This window comes from Leptospira limi, from assembly GCF_026151395.1.
Taxonomy (GTDB): domain Bacteria; phylum Spirochaetota; class Leptospiria; order Leptospirales; family Leptospiraceae; genus Leptospira_A; species Leptospira_A limi.
In genome coordinates, this window is the sequence record NZ_JAMQPV010000002.1 from 132831 (window position 1) to 153293 (window position 20463).

19 protein-coding genes are annotated in these 20463 nt (G+C 38.3%); 6 read left to right on the forward strand and 13 right to left on the reverse strand.

What is annotated here, in order from left to right:
• Positions 1–12 precede the first annotated feature (12 nt).
• Entirely contained in the window at positions 13–444 is a 432-nt protein-coding gene (locus ND812_RS14195) for a CBS domain-containing protein (RefSeq protein ID WP_265357433.1), read from the forward strand.
• Here the strand turns inward: ND812_RS14195 and ND812_RS14200 are convergent.
• A complete protein-coding gene (locus tag ND812_RS14200; RefSeq protein ID WP_265376067.1) occupies positions 441–1199 on the reverse strand; it encodes a ribonuclease H-like domain-containing protein in 759 nt (252 codons plus the stop codon). The two genes, ND812_RS14195 and ND812_RS14200, sit on opposite strands and share 4 nt — an antisense overlap.
• On the reverse strand, positions 1181–2269 hold the full coding sequence (locus ND812_RS14205) for a pyridoxal phosphate-dependent aminotransferase (protein ID WP_265376068.1): 1089 nt from the start codon (positions 2267–2269) through the stop codon (positions 1181–1183). Before ND812_RS14205 ends, ND812_RS14200 begins: the two co-directional genes overlap by 19 nt.
• A 46-nt stretch (positions 2270–2315) precedes the next feature.
• Here ND812_RS14205 and ND812_RS14210 point away from each other — a divergent pair, with 46 nt between their 5' ends.
• From ND812_RS14210 to ND812_RS14225, 4 genes are read left to right on the forward strand one after another with little or no spacing between them, the layout of a single operon-like run.
• Positions 2316–4070 carry a phospho-sugar mutase gene (locus ND812_RS14210; protein WP_265376069.1) on the forward strand — a complete coding sequence of 585 codons (1755 nt, stop codon included), beginning with the start codon at positions 2316–2318 and terminating at the stop codon, positions 4068–4070.
• Positions 4067–5284 (forward strand): aspartate aminotransferase family protein, encoded by a 1218-nt coding sequence (locus tag ND812_RS14215; RefSeq protein ID WP_265376070.1) that lies wholly within the window; start codon positions 4067–4069, stop codon positions 5282–5284. Before ND812_RS14210 ends, ND812_RS14215 begins: the two co-directional genes overlap by 4 nt.
• Positions 5281–6360 carry a 3-isopropylmalate dehydrogenase gene (gene leuB, locus ND812_RS14220; RefSeq protein WP_265376071.1) on the forward strand — a complete coding sequence of 360 codons (1080 nt, stop codon included), beginning with the start codon at positions 5281–5283 and terminating at the stop codon, positions 6358–6360. The genes ND812_RS14215 and leuB overlap by 4 nt, the downstream gene beginning before the upstream one ends.
• Before the next feature lie 15 nt (positions 6361–6375).
• Entirely contained in the window at positions 6376–6786 is a 411-nt protein-coding gene (locus tag ND812_RS14225) for a response regulator (RefSeq protein WP_135640473.1), read from the forward strand.
• On the opposite strand, the gene ND812_RS14230 is transcribed toward ND812_RS14225, so the two are convergent.
• The 4 genes from ND812_RS14230 to ND812_RS14245 are packed head-to-tail and all read right to left on the reverse strand — an operon-like array spanning position 6767 to position 12009.
• The gene (locus tag ND812_RS14230; RefSeq protein WP_265376072.1) at positions 6767–7501 is read right to left on the reverse strand and encodes a purine nucleoside phosphorylase YfiH/LACC1 family protein; all 735 of its coding nucleotides are present in this window, start codon (positions 7499–7501) and stop codon (positions 6767–6769) included. The two genes, ND812_RS14225 and ND812_RS14230, sit on opposite strands and share 20 nt — an antisense overlap.
• On the reverse strand, positions 7498–9066 hold the full coding sequence (locus ND812_RS14235; RefSeq protein WP_265376073.1) for a hypothetical protein: 1569 nt from the start codon (positions 9064–9066) through the stop codon (positions 7498–7500). The genes ND812_RS14230 and ND812_RS14235 overlap by 4 nt, the downstream gene beginning before the upstream one ends.
• A 3-nt stretch (positions 9067–9069) precedes the next feature.
• The gene (locus tag ND812_RS14240; protein ID WP_265376215.1) at positions 9070–10131 is read right to left on the reverse strand and encodes a hypothetical protein; all 1062 of its coding nucleotides are present in this window, start codon (positions 10129–10131) and stop codon (positions 9070–9072) included.
• 30 nt (positions 10132–10161) lie between these two features.
• Positions 10162–12009 carry an extracellular solute-binding protein gene (locus ND812_RS14245; protein WP_265376074.1) on the reverse strand — a complete coding sequence of 616 codons (1848 nt, stop codon included), beginning with the start codon at positions 12007–12009 and terminating at the stop codon, positions 10162–10164.
• A 78-nt stretch (positions 12010–12087) separates the two neighbouring features.
• On the opposite strand from ND812_RS14245, the gene ND812_RS14250 reads away from it, so the two are divergent.
• On the forward strand, positions 12088–13407 hold the full coding sequence (locus ND812_RS14250) for an alpha-amylase family protein (protein WP_322113696.1): 1320 nt from the start codon (positions 12088–12090) through the stop codon (positions 13405–13407).
• On the opposite strand, the gene ND812_RS14255 is transcribed toward ND812_RS14250, so the two are convergent.
• The 7 genes from ND812_RS14255 to ND812_RS14285 form a co-directional block, all read right to left on the reverse strand.
• Positions 13397–15451 carry a RelA/SpoT family protein gene (locus tag ND812_RS14255; RefSeq protein ID WP_265376076.1) on the reverse strand — a complete coding sequence of 685 codons (2055 nt, stop codon included), beginning with the start codon at positions 15449–15451 and terminating at the stop codon, positions 13397–13399. The genes ND812_RS14250 and ND812_RS14255 overlap by 11 nt on opposite strands.
• Positions 15451–16314: a carboxylating nicotinate-nucleotide diphosphorylase gene (nadC, locus tag ND812_RS14260; RefSeq protein ID WP_265376077.1), complete on the reverse strand. Its 864-nt coding sequence runs from the start codon at positions 16312–16314 to the stop codon at positions 15451–15453. Before nadC ends, ND812_RS14255 begins: the two co-directional genes overlap by 1 nt.
• Positions 16315–16385: 71 nt before the next feature.
• Positions 16386–17786 (reverse strand): lipoprotein LipL71, encoded by a 1401-nt coding sequence (locus ND812_RS14265; RefSeq protein ID WP_265376078.1) that lies wholly within the window; start codon positions 17784–17786, stop codon positions 16386–16388.
• Positions 17787–17851: 65 nt separating this feature from the next.
• Positions 17852–18187 carry an STAS domain-containing protein gene (locus ND812_RS14270; RefSeq protein ID WP_002975418.1) on the reverse strand — a complete coding sequence of 112 codons (336 nt, stop codon included), beginning with the start codon at positions 18185–18187 and terminating at the stop codon, positions 17852–17854.
• A 93-nt stretch (positions 18188–18280) separates the two neighbouring features.
• Complete coding sequence (tgt, locus tag ND812_RS14275; protein ID WP_265376079.1) at positions 18281–19396, reverse strand: tRNA guanosine(34) transglycosylase Tgt; 1116 nt, start codon at positions 19394–19396, stop codon at positions 18281–18283.
• Positions 19396–19833: a Fur family transcriptional regulator gene (locus ND812_RS14280; protein ID WP_244242780.1), complete on the reverse strand. Its 438-nt coding sequence runs from the start codon at positions 19831–19833 to the stop codon at positions 19396–19398. The genes tgt and ND812_RS14280 overlap by 1 nt, the downstream gene beginning before the upstream one ends.
• Before the next feature lie 67 nt (positions 19834–19900).
• Positions 19901–20452 carry an LPS assembly lipoprotein LptE gene (locus ND812_RS14285; RefSeq protein WP_265357420.1) on the reverse strand — a complete coding sequence of 184 codons (552 nt, stop codon included), beginning with the start codon at positions 20450–20452 and terminating at the stop codon, positions 19901–19903.
• Positions 20453–20463: the final 11 nt, after the last annotated feature.

The following is a 20463-nucleotide window of genomic DNA, read 5'->3' on the forward strand; positions in this document are numbered from 1 at the left end:
ACCAAGTGTGTCATGTCCGTAAAAGAAATCCTCAAAGACAAAGCCTCCTCCGTTCTTTCCATCGAAGAAGATAGAAATGTATTGGAAGCCACTCAGATGATGGTGGGTGCCAAAGTGGGATCACTCATTGTGACCTTCCAAGGAAAACTTGTTGGTATCTTTACAGAGAGAGACCTAATGCGTGTGGTTGCGAAAGACCATGCCAATTTGGATAAAATCAAATTAAAAGATGTAATGACCACTCAACTCACGGTTGCAGGTCCCGACGAAGACGTGGATGATATTTTAAACAATATGATCACAAAACGATTCCGCCATATGCCAGTCCTTGACGGGGACAAAATTATAGGACTCATTTCCATTGGAGATGCGGTCAAAACCAAACTAAATAAAACACAAGCCGAGATGCATATCCTCAGAGAGTATATGTATGGACCACATTAAAACAATCGGTTTTCTGTTAACAAATCAATTGTTTTCTCTAACACAATTTTAAGATTTTTCGTATCTTCTCTGTTATACGCAATTAACTTATCAAGTGCTTCTGTGTTGTTTGTTTGTTGGTAGGAATACCAAAGGAGAGGTGCTTCCCTTCCATCCATGCCAGCAATGGCTTCGGGTCGCACAAGGCCTAGTTGGATTTCTGATTTTTTTAATCCTCCTTTGATCCCAATGGAATGTAAGAGGTTCATTAGATCTAGTTGCGGATTTTTCACACGGAAGTGGAATTCTCTTTCTAAAAAGGGAATATCAAATCGCCTGCCATTATAAGTAACGATGATGTCTTCAGGAAAAATAGAATCAAATAAAAACTCTAGGTCTTTTCCTCGTTCAAAAGTACGAATGGTTTCATTTTGAAACAAACTCACAACTGTTGTCACAGAAGATTCCGATATCCCTGTGGTCTCAATGTCTAAAAAACAAAATCGTTCCGGAAAGTTTTGCCATAACCTCCAATACTCAAGGCTTGGAAGTTCACTTGTAAAAAATGTAAAATTAGCTTCTTGAAATTCCATTTCCAATTGTTCCAAACGTTCTTCTAAAATGGAAACTGAGGGTAAAAGTGGATCGTTTGTTGTTTTTTGGAATTGGATGAGAGAAGGCCAATCATACACACCAACACCAAACAATTGTTTTTCTTTTTTTTCTCCAATGCCTGGAAACAGTTGGAGGCTTTGTCTTAAATGAGATCCGTACATGATTTCCACCGTTTCAGTCCTTCTAAAAACACATCTTCCTTAGCACCAAATCCAATCCGAAGGAAACCTTCCATTTCAAAATTGGATCCAGGTAAAACAAATACACCTGTGCGACCAAACAGTTTGTCTGCATAGTCCTCAGATCTGATGCCATTTTGGATTTGTAACCACCCGACAAGACCACCTTCTGGCGGGGAAAATGATCCTACCTTCGGCAAGTTCCGCCAAACAGAAGTAAAATGGTCTATATTATTTTGTACACGCGATTGAATCTTTGGGAGGAATGTTTCTTTTTCCTTTAGAAGTCCAAGTGCAATTCGTTCAGAAATGGGGTTTACCGTATGGGTCAAATAATCTTTAAAAGACCTGGCACGTTTGATGAACGCTTTGTCAGCGATGAGCCACCCTACCCTAAGCCCTGTTACACCAAAGCATTTCGTAAAGGAACCCGTCCCATAAAAACTCTGTTTGGGATCCACTCCTGTTTTCCCCATTCCGCCACCTTTAGGCAAAAATCGGTAGTGTTCATCGAAGACTACGGTTTTCCTTTTTCTTCGTAAGATAGTAAGGAGTGAGTCCCACTCACTCGTGTCAAATGTTCTACCTGACGGATTATGAGGGTGGTTGATCAAATAGAGATCAGCATCGACACCTTCCCAAGTGGATGCGGAAAATGCATTTGTATATGGGATTGAGATGATCTTTGCTCCTAACATTTTTGGGATTTCATACAAGGCTTGGAAGGCTGGCCAAACCAAAGCAAGGGACTCACTTGGTTTCACCAAAAGTTGGAAGGTAAGGTACAAGGCCTCCCCCGTTCCCGTTGTCACAAGCACCTCTTCTGGAGAAACACCTGGATACAAATTCGCGATTGCCTCACGGAGTTCGTATGAGCCTTGGTTTGGTGCATCATACATCGGAATTGGGGAAAGATCTTTCCAATGAAGACCTGCCAAGGAAAGCATTTCCTCCATCGTAAAGTGGGACAGTCCACTTTCCCCTAAATTACAAAATGCGGTCAGACGGAATCGTTCCAGTCGATCTTCTATGAAAAATTCTCTTGGTTCCAAAATTGATTTCCAGACAACTTAGCTTCAAAAGATTAGTATGTAAGCTATGTTGAAACCAGAAGACAATATCCTATCTTGGACGAAATCACCTTTTTCTACAGAAATCCAATCCGAAGCCAAAAAGGCATACGAAGATTGGCAAAAAGGAATCACCTCGGAACTCGTCGATTCATATGCACACCCTCTCAGTTTTGGTACAGGGGGGATCCGAGGGAAAATCGGAAATGGAATTGGCAAAATGAACCTATATACAGTGGGTCGTGCTGCTCTTGGTTTTCTTAGTTACTTACGAGACACAAAAGAAAAACCATCCATTGTCATCGCGTATGATTCCAGAAGGTTATCAAAAGAATTCGCGGAACTTTCAGCAGGCATTGGTGCTACCCTTGGAGTAACCGTTCATTTATTTCCGAAGGTAACACCTACCCCACTATTATCTTATGCCATTCGTTATTACAAAGCAAGTGGTGGAATTGTCATCACTGCTTCTCATAACCCACCAGAATACAATGGGTTCAAAGCTTATCTTTCCGATGGAGGTCAACTTGTCCCACCAGACGATGCCCTCATCATCAAACGAATTGGTGAGATTGAAGATTGGACTTCCATCCCTATGCTTTCAAAAACAGACAAAGTTTATAAAAAATATGTGAAGTCTGTAGGAACGGATTGTTTTAAAAGTTACTTAAAAGATTTAAAAAACGCGAAAATCCAATCCAAAGCTAAACCAAAAACTCGCAACAATTTAAAAATCGTATACTCTCCGTTACACGGGACTGGTGGAGAGTATATGAAAGAGATGTTATCCTATTTTGGATACAAATCTGTATTTTTAGTGCCAGAACAAAAAAAACCAGATGGTGAGTTTCCAACTGTCAAATACCCAAACCCGGAAGAAAAGGAAGCCCTCGCCTTATGTGAGTTTCACGCTAAAAAGAAAAAAGCGGAAGTGTTCATTGCCACAGACCCAGACGCTGACAGATTAGGTGTCGGTGTTCGAAAGTCCGATGGGGAATATGAATATCTGAATGGAAACCAAATTGGTTCCATCATGGCAGCTTACCTTTGTGAACAAAAAAAAGCAAAAGGCAAAGTATACCACTTAGTGAAAACCATTGTCACAACCGACTTACAAGAAGCCATTGCCAAAAAAAATGGAATCAAAATCAAAAATGTCCTCACTGGATTCAAATACATCGCAGAAGAAATGAAACAAATTGAAACAAAGAAAAACAATTTGTTTCTATTCGGTGGAGAAGAATCGTATGGATACCTTCCCGTACCATTTGTTCGCGACAAAGACTCCCTTTCCAGTGCACTTTTGTTTGTAGAGATCCTCGCAGAAAAAGGAGACCTACTCAGTTACCTGACAGAAATTTATTTGAAGTATGGACTTTACCGCGAAAGTTTATATTCACTAACATTAGAAGGTAGTTCGGGACAAACCAAAATCAAAGAATCCATTGAGGCCTTACGAAAAGAAAACCTCATTGGAAAAATGATTGGAGGAAGAAAGGTTGTGGGTGTCTTAGACTATGAAACACAAACTGCTTCTGGCAAAAGTAAAACCTCTGTATTCAAAGGGATGCCAAAGTCCAATGTGATCCAAGTAGAACTGGAAGGAAATGCAAAACTTACCATCCGTCCTTCGGGAACAGAACCAAAGGTAAAAGTATATTCTTCTTTTGCTTCCCAGAAAAAACCGAAAAAAACATCCGAGATCCCATCCCTATGGGAATCACTTGGATCTGAAATTTCACTCGCTGAAACCGAATTTTTAAAACTAGCAGGCCTATTATGAGTTCCGAAACCAAAACCAAATTTGAAAGTATCAAAACACTTTCTGATAAATACCTTCTCAATACCTACAACAGATACCCTGTTGCCTTTCAATATGGTGTTGGAGAAATGCTCTTTGACCAAGATAACAAAGGTTATATCGACTTTTTAGCTGGAATTGCTGTTTCCAATTTAGGTCATGGAGAAGCAGATCTTATTGAAGCCATCCGAAACCAAATGGATAAAATATTCCATTCGTCAAACTTGTATTATTCGGAAGAACAGGCAAAACTTGCGGAAGTCATCATTGAAAATAGTATCCCTGGAAAAGTGTTTTTATGCAATTCAGGAACTGAGGCAAACGAGGCTGCTTTCAAACTCATGCGTCGCCATGGGGTAAACCAAAACATAGACAAACCAGTCATTTTAGCCCTTCAATCTAGTTTTCACGGAAGAACTTTGTCTGCTATGTCCATGACGGGAAATGAATCGGTTCGAAATGGTTTTGGAGAACTCGCAGCTGACATTCATTTTGTGGAAGCCAATAACGAAGATTCCCTAATACAAGCATTTGAACAATACGGTGGATCCATTGCCGGGATCATCATGGAACTCATCATCGGTGAAGGTGGTGTAATCCCACTTTCCCAGTCGTTTGTAAACCTTGCTCGTAAACTAACTGAAGAAACCAATTCTCTACTAGTTTTTGATGAAATCCAAACAGGCATGGGTCGAACAGGAAAGATGTTTTGTTTTGAACATTACGGAATGTATCCAGATGCATTTACTCTCGCAAAAGCTCTTGGATCAGGATTTCCAATGGGTGCACTTGTTGTTTCGAAAGAATATGAATCTGTTTTGGAAAAAGGGATGCATGGTTCTACTTTCGGTGGAAACCACCTAGCTTGTGTAGCAGCATATGAAACATTTAAGATCATCCTATCACGTAATTTACTCGATCATGTCTCCACCATCTCGGAACAAATGTTCCTTCGTTTAAAACAAATGATGGAGTCCACAGGTAAAATCAAAGAAGTTCGTGGTAGAGGCCTTCATATTGGTGTAGAACTTTTTGCAGAATCAAGACCCGTTGTAGAAGAATGTTTAAAACGTGGCCTTGTGGTCAATAGCACAGCAGGAAAAGTCATTCGTATAATCCCTCCTCTCATCTTAAGCATAGAAAAAGCGACAGAAGGGTTGGATATTTTAGAATCAGTTTTAAAGGAAATGAAATGAAAAAAGTAGCAGTACTTGCCGGTGATGGAATCGGCCCAGAAGTAATGGAAGTGGCCCTACAAGTGGTAGGGAAAGCATTAGGAAACAAAGCAAGTGATTTTAGCTTTGAACACGCATTAGTTGGTGGAGCAGCGATTGATGCCACTGGATTTCCGCTACCGGAAGAAACTTTAAAACTTTGTGAATCATCCAGTGCTATTTTTTTTGGATCAGTAGGTGGACCAAAATGGGAAGGCCTTCCTCCCGACAGACAACCAGAACGTGGTGCCCTACTCCCACTTCGCAAACATTTTGATTTGTTTGCAAACCTTCGGCCTGCGATCATTTACCCAGAGCTAAAAAAAGCAAGTCCCATCCGAGGAGACATCATCGGTGATGGTCTCGACATACTTATCTTACGCGAGTTAACTTCTGGAATCTATTTTGGAAAACCAAAAGGCCGAGAAGGAAGTGGGCCTGAAGAATTTGCTTATGACACCATGCGTTATTCCAGAAGAGAAATTGAACGTATTGCACGCACCGCATTCGAAGCAGCAAAAAAACGAAATAAAAAAGTCACAAGCATTGATAAAGCAAACGTTCTCACCACTTCCGTATTGTGGAGAGAAGTTGTGGTGGAACTTCATAAAAAAGAATTCTCCGACTGTGTTTTGGAACACCTTTACGTGGACAACGCAGCCATGCAACTTATCGTCAAACCGAAACAATTTGATGTGATGCTTTGTGAGAATATGTTTGGAGATATCCTTTCTGACGAAGCCTCCATCATCACAGGTTCCATTGGTATGTTACCGTCTGCTTCCCTATCAGAATCTGGGTTTGGACTCTATGAACCATCGGGTGGGTCTGCACCTGATATCGCAGGGAAAGGAATCGCCAATCCGATTGCTCAAATTCTTTCTGGGGCTCTGATGTTACGATATTCTTTCTCTCTGGAAAAAGAAGCTGTGGCGATCGAAAACGCCATCCGCACAGTGCTCAAAAAAGGGCTTCGCACACGAGACATCGCCGAGGAAGGAACAACAGTCCTTGGAACGAAAGAAATTGGTGTTGAAATCGAAAAGGCACTTGGATAAGGTACGTAGAACATCATGCAAGCAGGCATAGGACCGACAGGCAGACCATATCAGATTCTCATTGCTGAGAATTCCAAATTCCAGTCGAAACAACTCCAACAGATTTTGGAATCGGAAGGTTTCAAAATCATAGGAATTGCTGAAACGGGAAAAGAACTTTTGAAGATGTACAAGGAAAATCGCCAACAAATAGACCTTGTCACTATTGAAATCTTTTTACCTGAAGTAGATGGTTATGCTGCATTTTGGGATATGAAAGAGATGGGAGTATTACCGAGGATTCTTTTTATCTCGGAAGAAAATACTCCATCTGTCATCAAAGCGTTATTAGAAAACGGTGCGATGGACTATATTGTAAAACCCATCAAAAGAGAAAAAATCTTAGAAAAAATCAAAGAAACTCTGATTAAGATTCCCAAAGTATAAAATTCAAATTCCGACCCTCTTCTTTGGTCCTATGACTAAAGTAAAGAGGGCTTTGGAAAACATCTGTATGCCGATTGACAATTCGAATGTTCTCACCAAATCGCTGTTCCACTCTCTTTGTAATCGAAAGTCCCACATCCAAAAGAAACTTACCACCACCAATAGGCATACAAACTTCATTTCCTAATTCGGTGAAAAAAACTGCTACATCTTCTCCCACTTCATAATGATTTCTTTGGATATAAGGCCCAAGTTCGAGAGATAATTCCTCAAGTGAATAACCTTCACTGATGAGTTTTTCGATCATTTTTTCAGTGATTCCTAATTGTGTACCTTTCCAACCTGAATGCAGTACAGAAACAAACGGTCGTTTCGTGGAATAAAGGAATACGGGCACACAATCAGCAGTTCGCACCACAAGAACTTGGTTTTTTTGAAAGGAAAAAAGTCCGTCTCCATCTTTCATTTCAATGTTTGGTATGTGATTTGTTTCAGACGGAAACTTTTCAATCTGATCACCATGAACTTGTCCTAAACTATGGATCTGATACATTGGCTTAGGATAGGATTCAGAAAAAACCTCCCTTGTATATGTGAGCCAATCCTTGGCTGATTTTGGAAACACTTGGTTTCCTTGAATCGTATTTGAGAGTTCCTCTTTCCCAAATACGCCATAGGTAATCTTTCCATACGGAACCAATACTGATTGTTTCATATGGAATCGTTTTTCCCAAAAAAGACTGTTTGTTTCAAATCCAAACTTTCCGACAAAAAACGTTTCGATAGATCATCACAGTTCCAATCCTTCCTTTGGCAAAGTGGATTCATTTTGATTGGATCATAATTCCAAAGGTAAAACCTAAGTGGCGAAGAGCGCCAAGTATAAGTGACAAAAGGAAGATCTAATTCAGGCAGACGATGATCGAGCAAAAGATCGATTTTACGAAAATTCAAATCTTCATAAGAGAGTTTTGTTTCGTGACCGACTCTCCCCCTAATATCAATTTGTTTTTTCGCAAAAAATTTATCAGTAAGCCCTGACTCTGCTTCAAACGCAAAATTGGGTTTTAAATAATAAATGAAATGAGCCTGCGCTCCAAAAAATGCCACTCGAAAATTCTCTAAAGCACCTTCATCATACCCACTCTGATCCATTAAGTGTTGTTCATAAAACATTCGTTCTTCCCCGATTCCATGCCATTCAGGAACACGTTTGCCATCGGATTTTAATGGGTCGGTATAAATCGCAGAAGAAAGGATAAAAAGTAAGGCAAACAAAATCGAATTTTTGGAATAGATCTGATAAAAACGATATTTTTGATTGGACTCAATTTGCGACTCGTTTGTCCAAAACTGGATCCTTAAGAATGCTAAATAAGAGATAAAAGGTAAAATCGGAATCCAAAACCGGTTCCCCATAAAATCACCACCAACATACAATACATAAATGATATAAAGTATGAGTGTATAGACAAGGAATCGATTTTCTTTTTTTGTTCGAAAGATATGAAAGATTTGAATACCAGTGAGTAGAATGACAAACGGAAACAATGGATAGGATCTTAACAGATACAAAAGATAATAGAACCCTTGTGAAAAATACATTCCTTTATTCCCTTTGGCATAAAAGGTATTCGGAAAAAAATCTTCGTAATAATAAAAACGTAACCCAGAAAAAAGTAAGAACAAAATTCCAAAAACAAAAGGTTCTTTATACTGTTTTTTTCGGATCCAATCCAGAGAAGCGAAAACCAAAAACAAAGCCCCTTCAGGGCGAATCAGGGCAGCGAGAAAAAAAACAACAAACACTCGTTTGTTTTGTTTTTCCCAAAGTAACAATCCCCAACTTAAAAAAAAGGTAAATACAGAAGTTTCCAAACCCGAACTTGCGAATATGTACAAATGAAATAAAAATGCCAAATGAACAATAAGAAGTGGGTATACATTTCCAAAGGAAATTTTATTTTCAGCCCTAAAAAACAAACACAACATTAGAATATAAAAAAAGATTCCTGTGAATACAGACAACAGTTGTGGATTGATACCAACAAAATAACCAAGGGATAAATAAAGAGTCCAAAGAAAATTTGTATACCCTTCCACTTTTTCCCCTAGATTAAATACCAAACCATTCCCTTCATAGAAATTTCTAGCATACACAAAACTTATGTATGCATCATCACAAATCCATCTCCAGTGGTACGCTTGGTAAATCGCATACAAAAACATCAGGGCCGCTAATAGATAATAAGAAACAAAATTACGTTTTAAATCAAACATGAACTAATCCAATTCAAATGATTTGATAAACTCTTCAATGATTAGGATGTGATCCATCTCGGGAGTAGGGTTTTCTAAAGAAGGTTCGTAGAGATAGTCGTCAAACACATGAAAATCAAAAATTTTTAATTCAAAATCAGGTAACGTGATGATGATGTTTTCTGCATGGATATCAAATATTAATTTTTCTTCTTCTGCCAAATACTTTGTGACTTCAATCACACGATTAAAATCCACTGCAATCTTTTTGAGTTTTGATTTGGAGATCACTCCAAACCTGTGAGAATCAAAATTCAATTTCCATTTTGGGAATAATTTATCTAAAATCGGATTTTGGTCTAATTTTTCGTTACGGATGGTAAATTCTTTTAAATGTTTCCCTGCCAAAAGGGGCTGTTGGTCACAGGGTGTGAGGGTGACGTTTGGAATACCAAATGGATTTTTCCTGATTCTTAATCCCATAAAAAAACGGGTGGGAACAACTAAATCTGGAATCAAAGATTTTAGTTTCCAGTAATGTAACCGTTCCAATCCTAATCGTTTGAACTTAAAATCAATTTCATCTTTTTTGGAATCTCGGAACGTTTGTCTTTTTAAGAAATCTCTAAGTTCAATCTCTTCAGGTTTTAAAAATCGGGTTAAATCTCTACCTACTTCTTTAAATAGGGAACCAAAAATCACATCTGAAGGTAGTTTTGATTTTCCTATTTTGACAACTTGGTTCCAAGGAAGTTTATAAACAAATTTATAAGAACCACGTCCTATATAATCATCTAAGGACAGAGGCATAAAATTATCTAAAAATTCACGATTGTAACGATAGGTCATTCGAAACACATGCGAAACAGGAAATAACCTCTCGTATAAATTTCGAATAAAACCAGATTTTCGAAGGACTTCATCCACTGGTAAGTCTTCCAGTGGAATGGGTTCTTCATTTTTATTCGGATCGACAAACAGCTCTTTGTCGAGGCCCTTCTCCAACAGTTCTAAAAATTGTGGGATTTTTCCCCAACTAGGATACTGATTCCAGAGTTGTGAGATCCGATCACGGATCCCCTTGATTGGACCTTTTTTATCTGCCACTAACTAAGATTACTTCCAACGAACAATGGCTTCGTAATCTAAAAACTTTTCTTTTTTAGAAAGGCTTTCCGTTAACTTTTTATCTTTTTCTTCATCATACCACCAATAGTCAGATGAAAAACTCTCATCTCCATATTTACCAAGTGGTAAACTAGGCATTCCGTATTTTTGCCAATACAAAAGTCTTGTGCTTGGCAAATGCCATAGCAATACATATGGATATTCTTTATAAACAATTCGATCAATTTGTTTGAGTATTTCATTTCGTTTGGATACTGAAAATTCTGTTTTTTGCTTTTCGATCAGTTTGTCCACTTCTGGTATTTTTAATCCAGGTAAATTGGGCTGCCCTTCTTCATCTGCATACTTTGATAACCATTGGGATCCAGGATCTTTAAAGATCCCGGACCCCCAAGCGGCCCAAGTCATATCAAAATCATATTTATCAACTCGTTCACTCCAAGCAGCCAAATCCAATGTATCAATCGATGCTCGGATACCCACTTCTTTGGCTTTCTCAAGAAACACAGTAAAATATTTCTCTGTTTTTTTATCTCGATCGAGGATGGAAAATTGGAATGGTTTTCCATCTTTTTCCAAAATCCCTTCCGAGTTAGGTTTCCAACCTGCTTCGGCTAATAATTTCCTCGCCTTTTCAATATTAAACTCTGTTGGAATGTTTGGATTTTTTTCACCACCTAGATAAAAATCTGGATAATAACTATTTGTTGGATCATATTCACCATACGCTAGTTTATCGATCATTAATTTACGATCCACAAGTAGGTTCATCGCTTCTCTCACTCGTTTATCAGCAAATATAGATCTTCGTGAGTTCATTGCCCAACCTTGGAATCCAATTGGTTTTAAGTTAAAAATCCTTTGTTTAGCGATCCAATTATGATCAAAAGCCTCCCCTTTTGCTTCTTCTACCCATACAAATGCAGAGTAAACAGGATAAATGTCTATATCACCTTTTTTGAATGCTTGTAAGGCTACTGCTTCTTCGTTATAAACTTTGTATACAATTTGATCAAAATTGTTTCGACCTTCGTTAAACGGATAAGCCCTTTGCCACCAATCCCCTCTTCTTTCCAATTTGATGTATCGGTTCTTTTTGACTTCAGTTATTTTATATGGACCAGAAACGATAGGAAATTCCATATTTTCTTTATTAAAATCTTTACCTTCAAAATGATGTTTTGGTAAAATGAAGATGGACGATGCGATATCATTAAAATTATTCCAATGAACTTCTTTTGCCTCAAAAACAACTGTTAGGTCATCGACTTTAACTGGTTTTAAAAAACGTGAAAGAGAAATCCTAAAAACTGCAGTTCCATTTTTGGGATTCATGATTGTATCATAAGTAAAAATGACATCATCTGCTGTAACAGGTTTCCCATCAGACCAACGTGCATTGGGATCCAAATAAAAAGTGAATTTCTTTTTGTCTGAAGATATTTTCCATTCCTTTGCAAGGTGTGGGATGGTTTCCAATGTAAGTGGATGGTAAGCAGTGAGAGGTTCGTATAAACTTGTGAAAATTCTTGCAGTTGTCGTGAACTGGTCTAAATAATAGTTCAATGATTTTGGAAATTGGTGAGAGTAGATCCGTATCCTACCTCCCTTTTTAGCCTTTGGGTCTGCGACAGGATTTTTCAGTTGTAAGGCTTTGGGTATGGAATTTGGATCACCTTCCCAAGCAAGGTCAACGACGCGGCTCAGACTTTCTTTATTGTCCTCTTCTGAACAATTTTGAAAAAAAAGAATTGGTAAAAGACAGGTAATCCCCACCAAAACTAACTTGATTACTTGGGAACGAACCATATGGTATTGAACTAATTTATGAAACATCCCTTCCATCAAATCCATTTGTACGAGATAGGCTCAAGGCTTTTTTGTGGAAAAAAGGGGGAACAACTTCCTGTAATTTTGAATGAATTTGAAAAAAAAACTCCCTTTGCTTGGGCAGATGAAATTTGGCTTATGGGAGTTTGGAAAAATAGTCCAAGCTCACAAAGAATCGCTCAAACAATGCCTGAACTAAAGACAGGCTACCATTCAGTCAGATCACAACTGGCAAACACAGATATATACGGATCTCCCTATTCCATTTATGAATACAAATTGGACCCTCTGATCGGTGGAGAGAAAGACTTAACAGTGATTTACGAATGGTTCCAATCCAAAAACAAAAAACTCATTCTCGATTTTGTGCCTAACCATATGGCAATTGACTCGCCTTTGGTTTCCGAATTTCCAAATTTATTTCTAAAATCATTCCTTACGGAAGAGGATAAAAATAGTTTTTTACATCCGAATGGAAATCGTTACAAACATGGTAAAGATCCATATTTTGATGGATGGACAGACACAATCCAATGGGATTTTTCAAACCCTGAAGTAGAAAATTACCACATTCAAATCTTAAAAAAGATCGCAAAACATTGTGATGGTGTTAGATGCGATATGGCAATGTTACCTTTACCTGATGTTTTTGAAAAAACTCATGGGAAACGATCCGTCTATCACTGGGAAAAAGTAATTCATTCCGTCAAAAGTGAATTCCCATATTTTCAATTTTATGCAGAAGTGTATTGGGGATTAGATGTTACATTACGTTCATTAGGATTTGATGCTACTTATGATAAATCACTTTATGACGAGTTGGTGCATCATAGATTCGAGCAGGTAGCAGAACTTATTTCAAATGAATCCGGACAAATTTTACAACCTAACCTAATTCGTTTTCTGGAAAATCACGACGAAAATAGAGCAAAACTGACATTTGGCGAACATTCCAAAACATACTTTAGTTTATTATCGTGTCTACCAGGCATTCTACTTCTCTTTGATGGCCAAGAAGTTGGTTCTCTCAAAAAAATTCCTGTACAATTGAAAAATGCAGATGACGAATCACCTGACAGAGACATAGAAGAATTTTACAGGAGAGCCTTCTTCACAATTTCCAATCGTTCCACTCAGATCGAATACCAAACGGTACGTTACTTAGAAATGAACCAATTGCCTGTTTTTATGAGGTTATTGATTTCAAACAATCAGACAGAACTTTTCCTTTGGAATTATCATCAAGTACCTTGTTCAGGATGGATTTCTTATGAGGAAAAAATACAATATCAAGAAACATTAATCAATATTGTTTCGAATCAGATTTATCCTCAAGGTAAACCTCAAAAAGAAGGAATGTATTTCAAATTAGAACCAAATGAGATACAATGGTTTATTTTTTAACCCTTTCGGCAAACACAACACCTTGGATCATTCTTAAATTTTCCAATATTTCTTTTAGTTGGTCTAAGTGATCAACCTCTAACATAAATTTGGCGGTAAGTGTACCATTTGGATGGGATGAAGCACCTGCCTCCAAAATATTTGTTTCTGTACTCGAAATGGACTCTACCATCGATAGATAAATCCCTTGTACGTCTTTGGCACGAACTTCAATTTGAATCGGGATTGGTTCCCCAGGTCCTTCCCAGCGAACTGGAATTGTTTTCATCCATTCTAACTGTTTGGTTGCAGTAGCGCAGTCTTTTTTGTGAACACTAACGCCTCTTCCGCGTGTGATAAATCCAATGATTTCATCCCCTGGAATTGGTGTACAACAAGAGGCAACTCGAACTGGTACATCATTCCAACCAGCAACAGAAATCCCAAACTCCTTTGATTCTTCTTGGTTTTGGTTCGGTTTTGTCGGTTTTTTAATTTTTACTTTTTTGATTTCTTTGATGGTATTTTCATCAAAGGTTGGATTGGAAGCTTCTAAGACAGAACCAATAGTTTCTTTTTGGGAATCTTCCTGCAGTTTTCGAAAATAAGCACGTAACTTTTGTCTGGCGCCAGAGGTTTTCACAATCCGAAGCCAAATAGGTGATGGTTTCGAATTTTTTTCCGTAATGATTTCCACTTGGTCACCAGACTTCAATTCCGTACGAAGTGTAACCATCCTGCCATTTACCTTACCTCCACGCGCGTGTAGGCCTACATCAGTGTGGATACGAAATGCATAGTCTAAAACAGTTGCACCTTTTGGCATTTCGATGATCTCACCTTTTGGTGTGAAAACAAAAACCTCATCTTCATGAAGGTCATATTGGAGTTCTTCCATAAACTCTTTTGAGTCTAAACTTGGATCTTGCCAAGATTTCAATATCTCCAACCATTTCATACGGAAGGCATTTTCCACACCATTTTGTAAGATTACAGAAGAACGTGAAAGGTTAGTCGATTCTTTGTATGCCCAGTGTGCCGCCACTCCATTCTCAGCAATTGCATTCATTTCTTTTGTACGAATTTGTACTTCCATGGGACGACCGTCAGGTCCAAACACTGTTGTATGCAAAGATTGGTAAAGGTTTGTTTTGGGAGTGGCAATATAATCTTTGAATCTTCCGGGGATTGGAGTCCATAAGGTATGTACAATTCCAAGCACACCGTAACAATCTTTAATTTCATTCGCAATGATTCGAACAGCGCGTAGGTCAAAGATTTCAGAAAAAGATTTTTCCTTAGTGACCATCTTGCGGTATATGGAATAAAAATGTTTGGCCCTTCCGTCTATCCTTGCATCGATATTGATCTCTGCTAATCGTTGTTTTAAGATAATTTTTATTTTTTCAATGTATTCATCACGTTCCGATTTTTTAGCCGAAACTCTTTTTTTGATTTCTTGGTATTCTTCTGGATGTAAAGACTGAAAGGCTAAATCTTCCAATTCAAATTTTACCTTATATACACCAAGCCTTCCCGCAATAGGAGCATACAGAGATAAAACTTCTTTAGCGATTCGTTTCTGTTTCTCTTCCGGTTGGAATTTTAACGTTCTGACATTATGTGTTTTATCTGCCAGTTTAATTAACATCACACGCACATCTTTAATCGTAGCAAGTAACATCTTTCGAATGTTTTCCGCAGCTTCTGTTTCTTTCGATTGCGATTTAATTTCTGAAATTTTTGTAACACCTTCTACAAGAGCGGCAATGTCCTCACCAAACTCTTTTGCCATATCTTCTTTAGTGTAATTTGTATCCTCAACAACATCATGTAATAATCCTGCAGCGATTGCCCTTTCATCTAGACCTAATTCATCCAATACAGAAGCAACATTCATCGGATGGATGATATATGGTTCGCCAGAAAGCCTTTTTTGTCCTTCATGCATTTTATCGGCAATGTGATATGCCTTTTCGATAAGTTGTGCTTTTTCGGGACCAAGTCTTTTTTGGACAGCATCAAATAACTCTTGTTTGTCCTTTATATCTTGATAGAGTCCCATTATTTGATATCCAAACTTATGTCTAAAAATTTCACAGTATGAGTTAAATATCCCATACTCACCCCGATTCCATCAAACTTAGATAAAAATTTTAATTTATCGGGTGTAATACCACCTGAACATTCGATGCGAATCTCTGGAGCTTTTTCTCTTAGGATATAAATTGCTTTTTCGGTATCCCCATCGGAAAAATTATCCAAAAGAAGGATATCTGGTTTGGATTCGATGGCATCTTCTAGTTGGGAGAGCCCATCAATTTCCAATTCAATTTTTTTCCCTGGATTTTTTTGCCGTACCATTTGAACGGCTGATTGAATCGAACCTGCTTTTGTTATGTGGTTATCTTTTAACATCGCCATATCAGATAAATTGATTCGATGATTGGCACCGCCACCAGTGTATACCGCATATTTTGCTAATTTTCGATAACCAGGTAAGGTTTTTCTTGTATCTAGGATGAGGAGATTTGGAAACTGTTTGGCAACCCGATTAGCATTTGTGGCAATACCCGAAAGGTATTGGATGAAATTGAGTAAAATTCGTTCCATTTTTAAGATGCCAACGAGAGATCCTTTTAACTCACCAATGATCGTTCCCTTGGACAAAGGGGCACCATCTTCCAAAATCTGATTCCAAGTTACGTTTGTTTTCGATTTTTGGATTAGGCAAGGAATCACGGAAAGTCCACATAATACACCTTCCTCTTTAGCAAGTAGGATAGCAGTACACGATTCATCAACAGAAAACAAAGTATCCGTTGTAATGTCTCCCGCAGGCAAATCTTCTTCCAAAGCCAATTCCACCAAGCTTTCAAAGTCTTTTTCTGTGATTGATGTTACCGGAGTTGTATATCCTCGATTCATATTCATCCTATAATTTAGACAAAAAAAAAGCTGTCTTTACGACAGCTTTTTTCACATCACCTAAACAATGTTTATTGTTTAGGAGCTTTTCCGATTTTTCCCGTTTTTGGTGGGATATTGAGTTTTTGTTTTGGATAGATTAGATTTTTATTACGAATGGATTTACGATTCGCTTCAAAAATTCGTGGCCAAAGTTTTGCATCACTGTAAATATCTTCACGATCCGCGATTCTCCAAAGGCAATCTGCAGGATTTGATTTTTCAACAGTGTATCGTTTCCAACCACCAGACAATTCTTCCACTTGAGAAGAAGATGCTTTTGTATCTTTTGTTTCAGTGGTTGTTGTCTCAGTTGTTTCTATCGTTTTGCGATCTTTTTTAGCAACGTTGTTTTTTCCTTTGAGAGTTTCGATTTGGTCGATAGAAATTTCCGCCAATCGAATTGCTTCTTCGGATTGAGCAATTGAATCTTCAAACTTATCTTGTTCTAATAAGTTCCCAGATGCTTGTAAAGATTCATTGGATGCTCCAAGGTTTTCTTGTGTGCTTGCATATGATTCTTTTGCATTTGATTTGAGATAGGTTTCTGCATTTAACTCACCAAATCGAACGTTTGCATCTTCAACCACTTCACGCGCTTGTGCATTTCGATTTTTAGCATGGTCTTTAATGGAATCTTGCAATAAAGAAGCAGATGCCAATCGAGCAGCCTTGATTTTTTCGTCCGCTGATTTTAGTTTACCTGCTTGGATGTCTTCTCTTGCAGAAGCCACTCTCGCTTTTTCTTCATCGATTGCTGGGTTTCCTGCTTTTGAATAAGATGCCGCTTTGTCGAGTAATGCGTCTACTTCATCTGCAGATTTGACAAGTGCCCCACCAGATTTCTCAAGTGCAACTTTCCTTGCATCTGAGCTGATTTTTGATGCTTCTTGGAATTGGTTATGAGCATCTTCATATTCTTGTAAAGCTACAGTTCTTTTTAATTCTTTTGCAGTTTCGTCTTTATCTTCACGTAAGTAAGAAGCAAGACTAGCATCAGCTTGTGCTAATTTGGTTTCACCTGCATCTCTTGCACTCACTGCTTTTTTATATTCTTCAGGAGTGTATTCAGAAGCGTAAGCTTCGTCTGCTGCGTCAATGGCAGCAACTGCTTCTTCTCTTGATTTTGCAGCTAACTTCGGTAATGTTTTTTCTAATGCATCATATGCTTTGGAAATTGCATAATCAGCACTCTTTTTGGAGTCCGATGCTTTTTCTTCAGCAGCAAATTCATTTGCAGAAACTAAACTTTTTTTCGCCTCAGTGTATTCTTCTGGTGCATATTCTTCTGCGGAAAGTCTTTCAGCTCTTTCAACTTGAGATTTTGCCAAAGCTAATTCTTTGAGAGGTAGTTCTTGGGAGCAGTTTACAAAACCTGCTGAGAACAATACCAAAGCGGAGAGAAAGACAGATGTCTTTTTCTTTCTTAACATAACAAACTCCTTAATGTTTGGTAGGGGGGTGAAAAAAAGAGAGAAGCGCATATACGCTTCCTCTTTTATTTGAAAGCTGTGACTGCTTCGTCTTCGCTATCGAAAATTTCAAAAAATGAAGTCAACTTTGTGAGTTCAAATACCTTACGGACAGAACCTGCCACGTTGATGATCTTTAATCCACCTTGGTATTTTTTCAGGTTGGACAAACTTGAAATTAAAGCTCCAATTCCGGAAGAGTCGATATAAGATACCTTCTCGAGATTGATGACGATGCAATACTTTTGTTCTTCGATCAATTTGGCAATTACATCCTTGATCTCAGGCGCGTTATAAAGGTCGATTTCCCCGTTAATATCGAGTACTACGATTTTATCTTTTTCCCTTCTGGTGATTTCCATGTGTGTCTAGAGACTCCTCAATGAAGCTACAATCAATGTAGAAATGACGGTACAATTGCATTCAAAAAAAATAGGTACGTCAACCTAATAATTTTAGCTACCAAACAAATTTTTCCAATGGTCATAAAATGGCCGAAAATTGCCTGTTTCTATGGACTTTCGCATCTTTTCCATGAAGCTTTGCATAAAAAATAAATTATGGTAGGTGGATAAGGAAAACGCGGTTAATTCCTTTACTTTATGTAAATGGCGAATGTAACCAAGACTATATGTTTTACATACTTTACATTCACATTCGGGATCAATGGGCAACTCACTCAATCGATGGGATTCATTTCGTAGGTTGATTTTGCCTCTAGATGTAAATACTTGGCCATTTCTTGCATTTCGTGTCGGCAAAACACAATCAAACATATCGATCCCGTTTTTGACTCCCTCTAAGATGTCCACAACCGTTCCAACACCCATCAGGTAATGTGGCCTTTGTTTGTCCAAATAGGGGGCCATACATTCCAATATGCGGATGTATTCCGGCCTTGGTTCCCCAACACTGAGTCCCCCAATGGCAATCCCAGGGAAATCTATGTTTTGAAGGGTTTCTAAACTCTTTAGCCGCAATGATTCGTTTACACCACCTTGGACAATCGGGAATACATTTTGCCCATTTGGATTTTCCATCCAATACTGATACGATTCCTTGGCCCAACGATGTGTCCTTTCTAGCGCCAGTTCCAATCGTTTGGTATCACTTCCATATGGAGCGCAGTCATCGAGAACCATCATGATATCGGAACCAATAGAGCGCTGCACATCAATGACAGAAGCAGGTGTGAATTTATGATAACTCCCGTCAATATGGGATTGGAAACGAACACCGTCGTCTTCAAATTTAAACAGACTTGCAAGGCTAAAAACTTGGAACCCACCAGAGTCAGTGAGTAATGCTTTTTTGTAAGACATGAAATTTTTGAGACCAGCAAAATGGTCCAAAACTTCTTTCCCTGGTTTTAAATACAGATGGTAAGTATTGGCAAGGATGAGTTCATAACCCAGTTCGTTGATATCTTCCGATGTAAGTGACTTGATGCTTCCCCGAGTACCCACCGGCATAAAAATAGGTGTTGGGATTTGAATCCCATCTAGTGTTAATGTACCAGTCCTCGCATACGATCCTGGATCGTAGACGCCTTCTTTAAATATAGATGTCACTACTTTTTGTTCTTATGTTCGCAGGTTGCAAAGTTCAAACAATTCCCAAAAATATTCAAACTATGTCCCGTGATGGTAAACCCATTTTCAGAAGCAGCTTTGTTCTGTAATTCTTCAATACGTTCGTCGATGAACTCAACAATTCGACCACATTGCATACAAATGATATGGTCATGGTGTTCGTGACCTATGATGTGTTCGTAATATTTATAATCTTTACCGAAGTCATGTTCTTCGAGAAGCCCAGCTTCTACCATAATCGCAAGGATTCGATAGATGGTAGCCTTTGAAATTCGGTCTTTATTGTCTTTCAGTTCGTCGAGCAAACCTTCCGCTGTAAAGTGATTATGAGAAGAAAAAATCTTTTGCGCAACTAACAAACGTTGGTTTGTAATTTTTAAACCTTTTTCTTTGAGATATTCTTCAAAGGCGAGCATCTCTTTTTTTGTGTCTTCATTGGAAATAGGATCGTTTTGCAAGGGTTAGATCTCCTAAATAAATAAATTAATTCAATACACCAGAGAGAGAATAATACCAAGCTCTTTCTGCTTCTTCTGCAATTCGAAGGGCCATCACACGTAACAATCGATTTTGAGCTTCCAATTCTGATTCGCGGTACCCAATTTGGGTGGAAAAATGCACTCTTCCCGGAATTTCACTTCGTTCCATTGGAATTTTGACTCCAGTTTCAGCTTCAATGATTTCCACTCGAGTGACCACAAATAATTCAGAGGTGATTTGTTGGTCAGCCAAATCCATGAGATCCCCCACTTTTTGGTAGTGGACAATTTCCGCATACAATCGGTATTTCGCGAGAGTTTTTTCACGAGTTGTGATGAACCTACCTCTGCGATCAATCTCTTCCATGATCATTTGTGTGAGTCTAGTGTGCATCCCAGGTGAGTAGGTATTGTTTCTTACATTTTGAATGTACAAAAGTCGTTTGGAATCTGGAACGGGAACTCCATCGATTTTTGGTGGTCTACCTGGTTCTTTAAATAGAAAAGAACAACCAGAGACGGTAAGAAAGAGTAAAATGATGACACCTTGTTTCATGGGAATTTGTT

What these genes read in the sequence shown, in the direction of transcription:
- ND812_RS14195 (WP_265357433.1), top strand. Translation starts at nt 13, where the DNA reads ATGTCCGTAAAAGAAATCCTCAAAGACAAAGCCTCCTCCGTTCTTTCC.
- ND812_RS14200 (WP_265376067.1), bottom strand. Translation starts at nt 1,199, where the DNA reads ATGTACGGATCTCATTTAAGACAAAGCCTCCAACTGTTTCCAGGCATT.
- ND812_RS14210 (WP_265376069.1), top strand. Translation starts at nt 2,316, where the DNA reads ATGTTGAAACCAGAAGACAATATCCTATCTTGGACGAAATCACCTTTT.
- ND812_RS14215 (WP_265376070.1), top strand. Translation starts at nt 4,067, where the DNA reads ATGAGTTCCGAAACCAAAACCAAATTTGAAAGTATCAAAACACTTTCT.
- leuB (WP_265376071.1), top strand. Translation starts at nt 5,281, where the DNA reads ATGAAAAAAGTAGCAGTACTTGCCGGTGATGGAATCGGCCCAGAAGTA.
- ND812_RS14225 (WP_135640473.1), top strand. Translation starts at nt 6,376, where the DNA reads ATGCAAGCAGGCATAGGACCGACAGGCAGACCATATCAGATTCTCATT.
- ND812_RS14230 (WP_265376072.1), bottom strand. Translation starts at nt 7,501, where the DNA reads ATGAAACAATCAGTATTGGTTCCGTATGGAAAGATTACCTATGGCGTA.
- ND812_RS14235 (WP_265376073.1), bottom strand. Translation starts at nt 9,066, where the DNA reads ATGTTTGATTTAAAACGTAATTTTGTTTCTTATTATCTATTAGCGGCC.
- ND812_RS14245 (WP_265376074.1), bottom strand. Translation starts at nt 12,009, where the DNA reads ATGTTTCATAAATTAGTTCAATACCATATGGTTCGTTCCCAAGTAATC.
- ND812_RS14255 (WP_265376076.1), bottom strand. Translation starts at nt 15,451, where the DNA reads ATGGGACTCTATCAAGATATAAAGGACAAACAAGAGTTATTTGATGCT.
- nadC (WP_265376077.1), bottom strand. Translation starts at nt 16,314, where the DNA reads ATGAATCGAGGATATACAACTCCGGTAACATCAATCACAGAAAAAGAC.
- ND812_RS14265 (WP_265376078.1), bottom strand. Translation starts at nt 17,786, where the DNA reads ATGTTAAGAAAGAAAAAGACATCTGTCTTTCTCTCCGCTTTGGTATTG.
- ND812_RS14270 (WP_002975418.1), bottom strand. Translation starts at nt 18,187, where the DNA reads ATGGAAATCACCAGAAGGGAAAAAGATAAAATCGTAGTACTCGATATT.
- ND812_RS14280 (WP_244242780.1), bottom strand. Translation starts at nt 19,833, where the DNA reads ATGCTCGCCTTTGAAGAATATCTCAAAGAAAAAGGTTTAAAAATTACA.
- ND812_RS14285 (WP_265357420.1), bottom strand. Translation starts at nt 20,452, where the DNA reads ATGAAACAAGGTGTCATCATTTTACTCTTTCTTACCGTCTCTGGTTGT.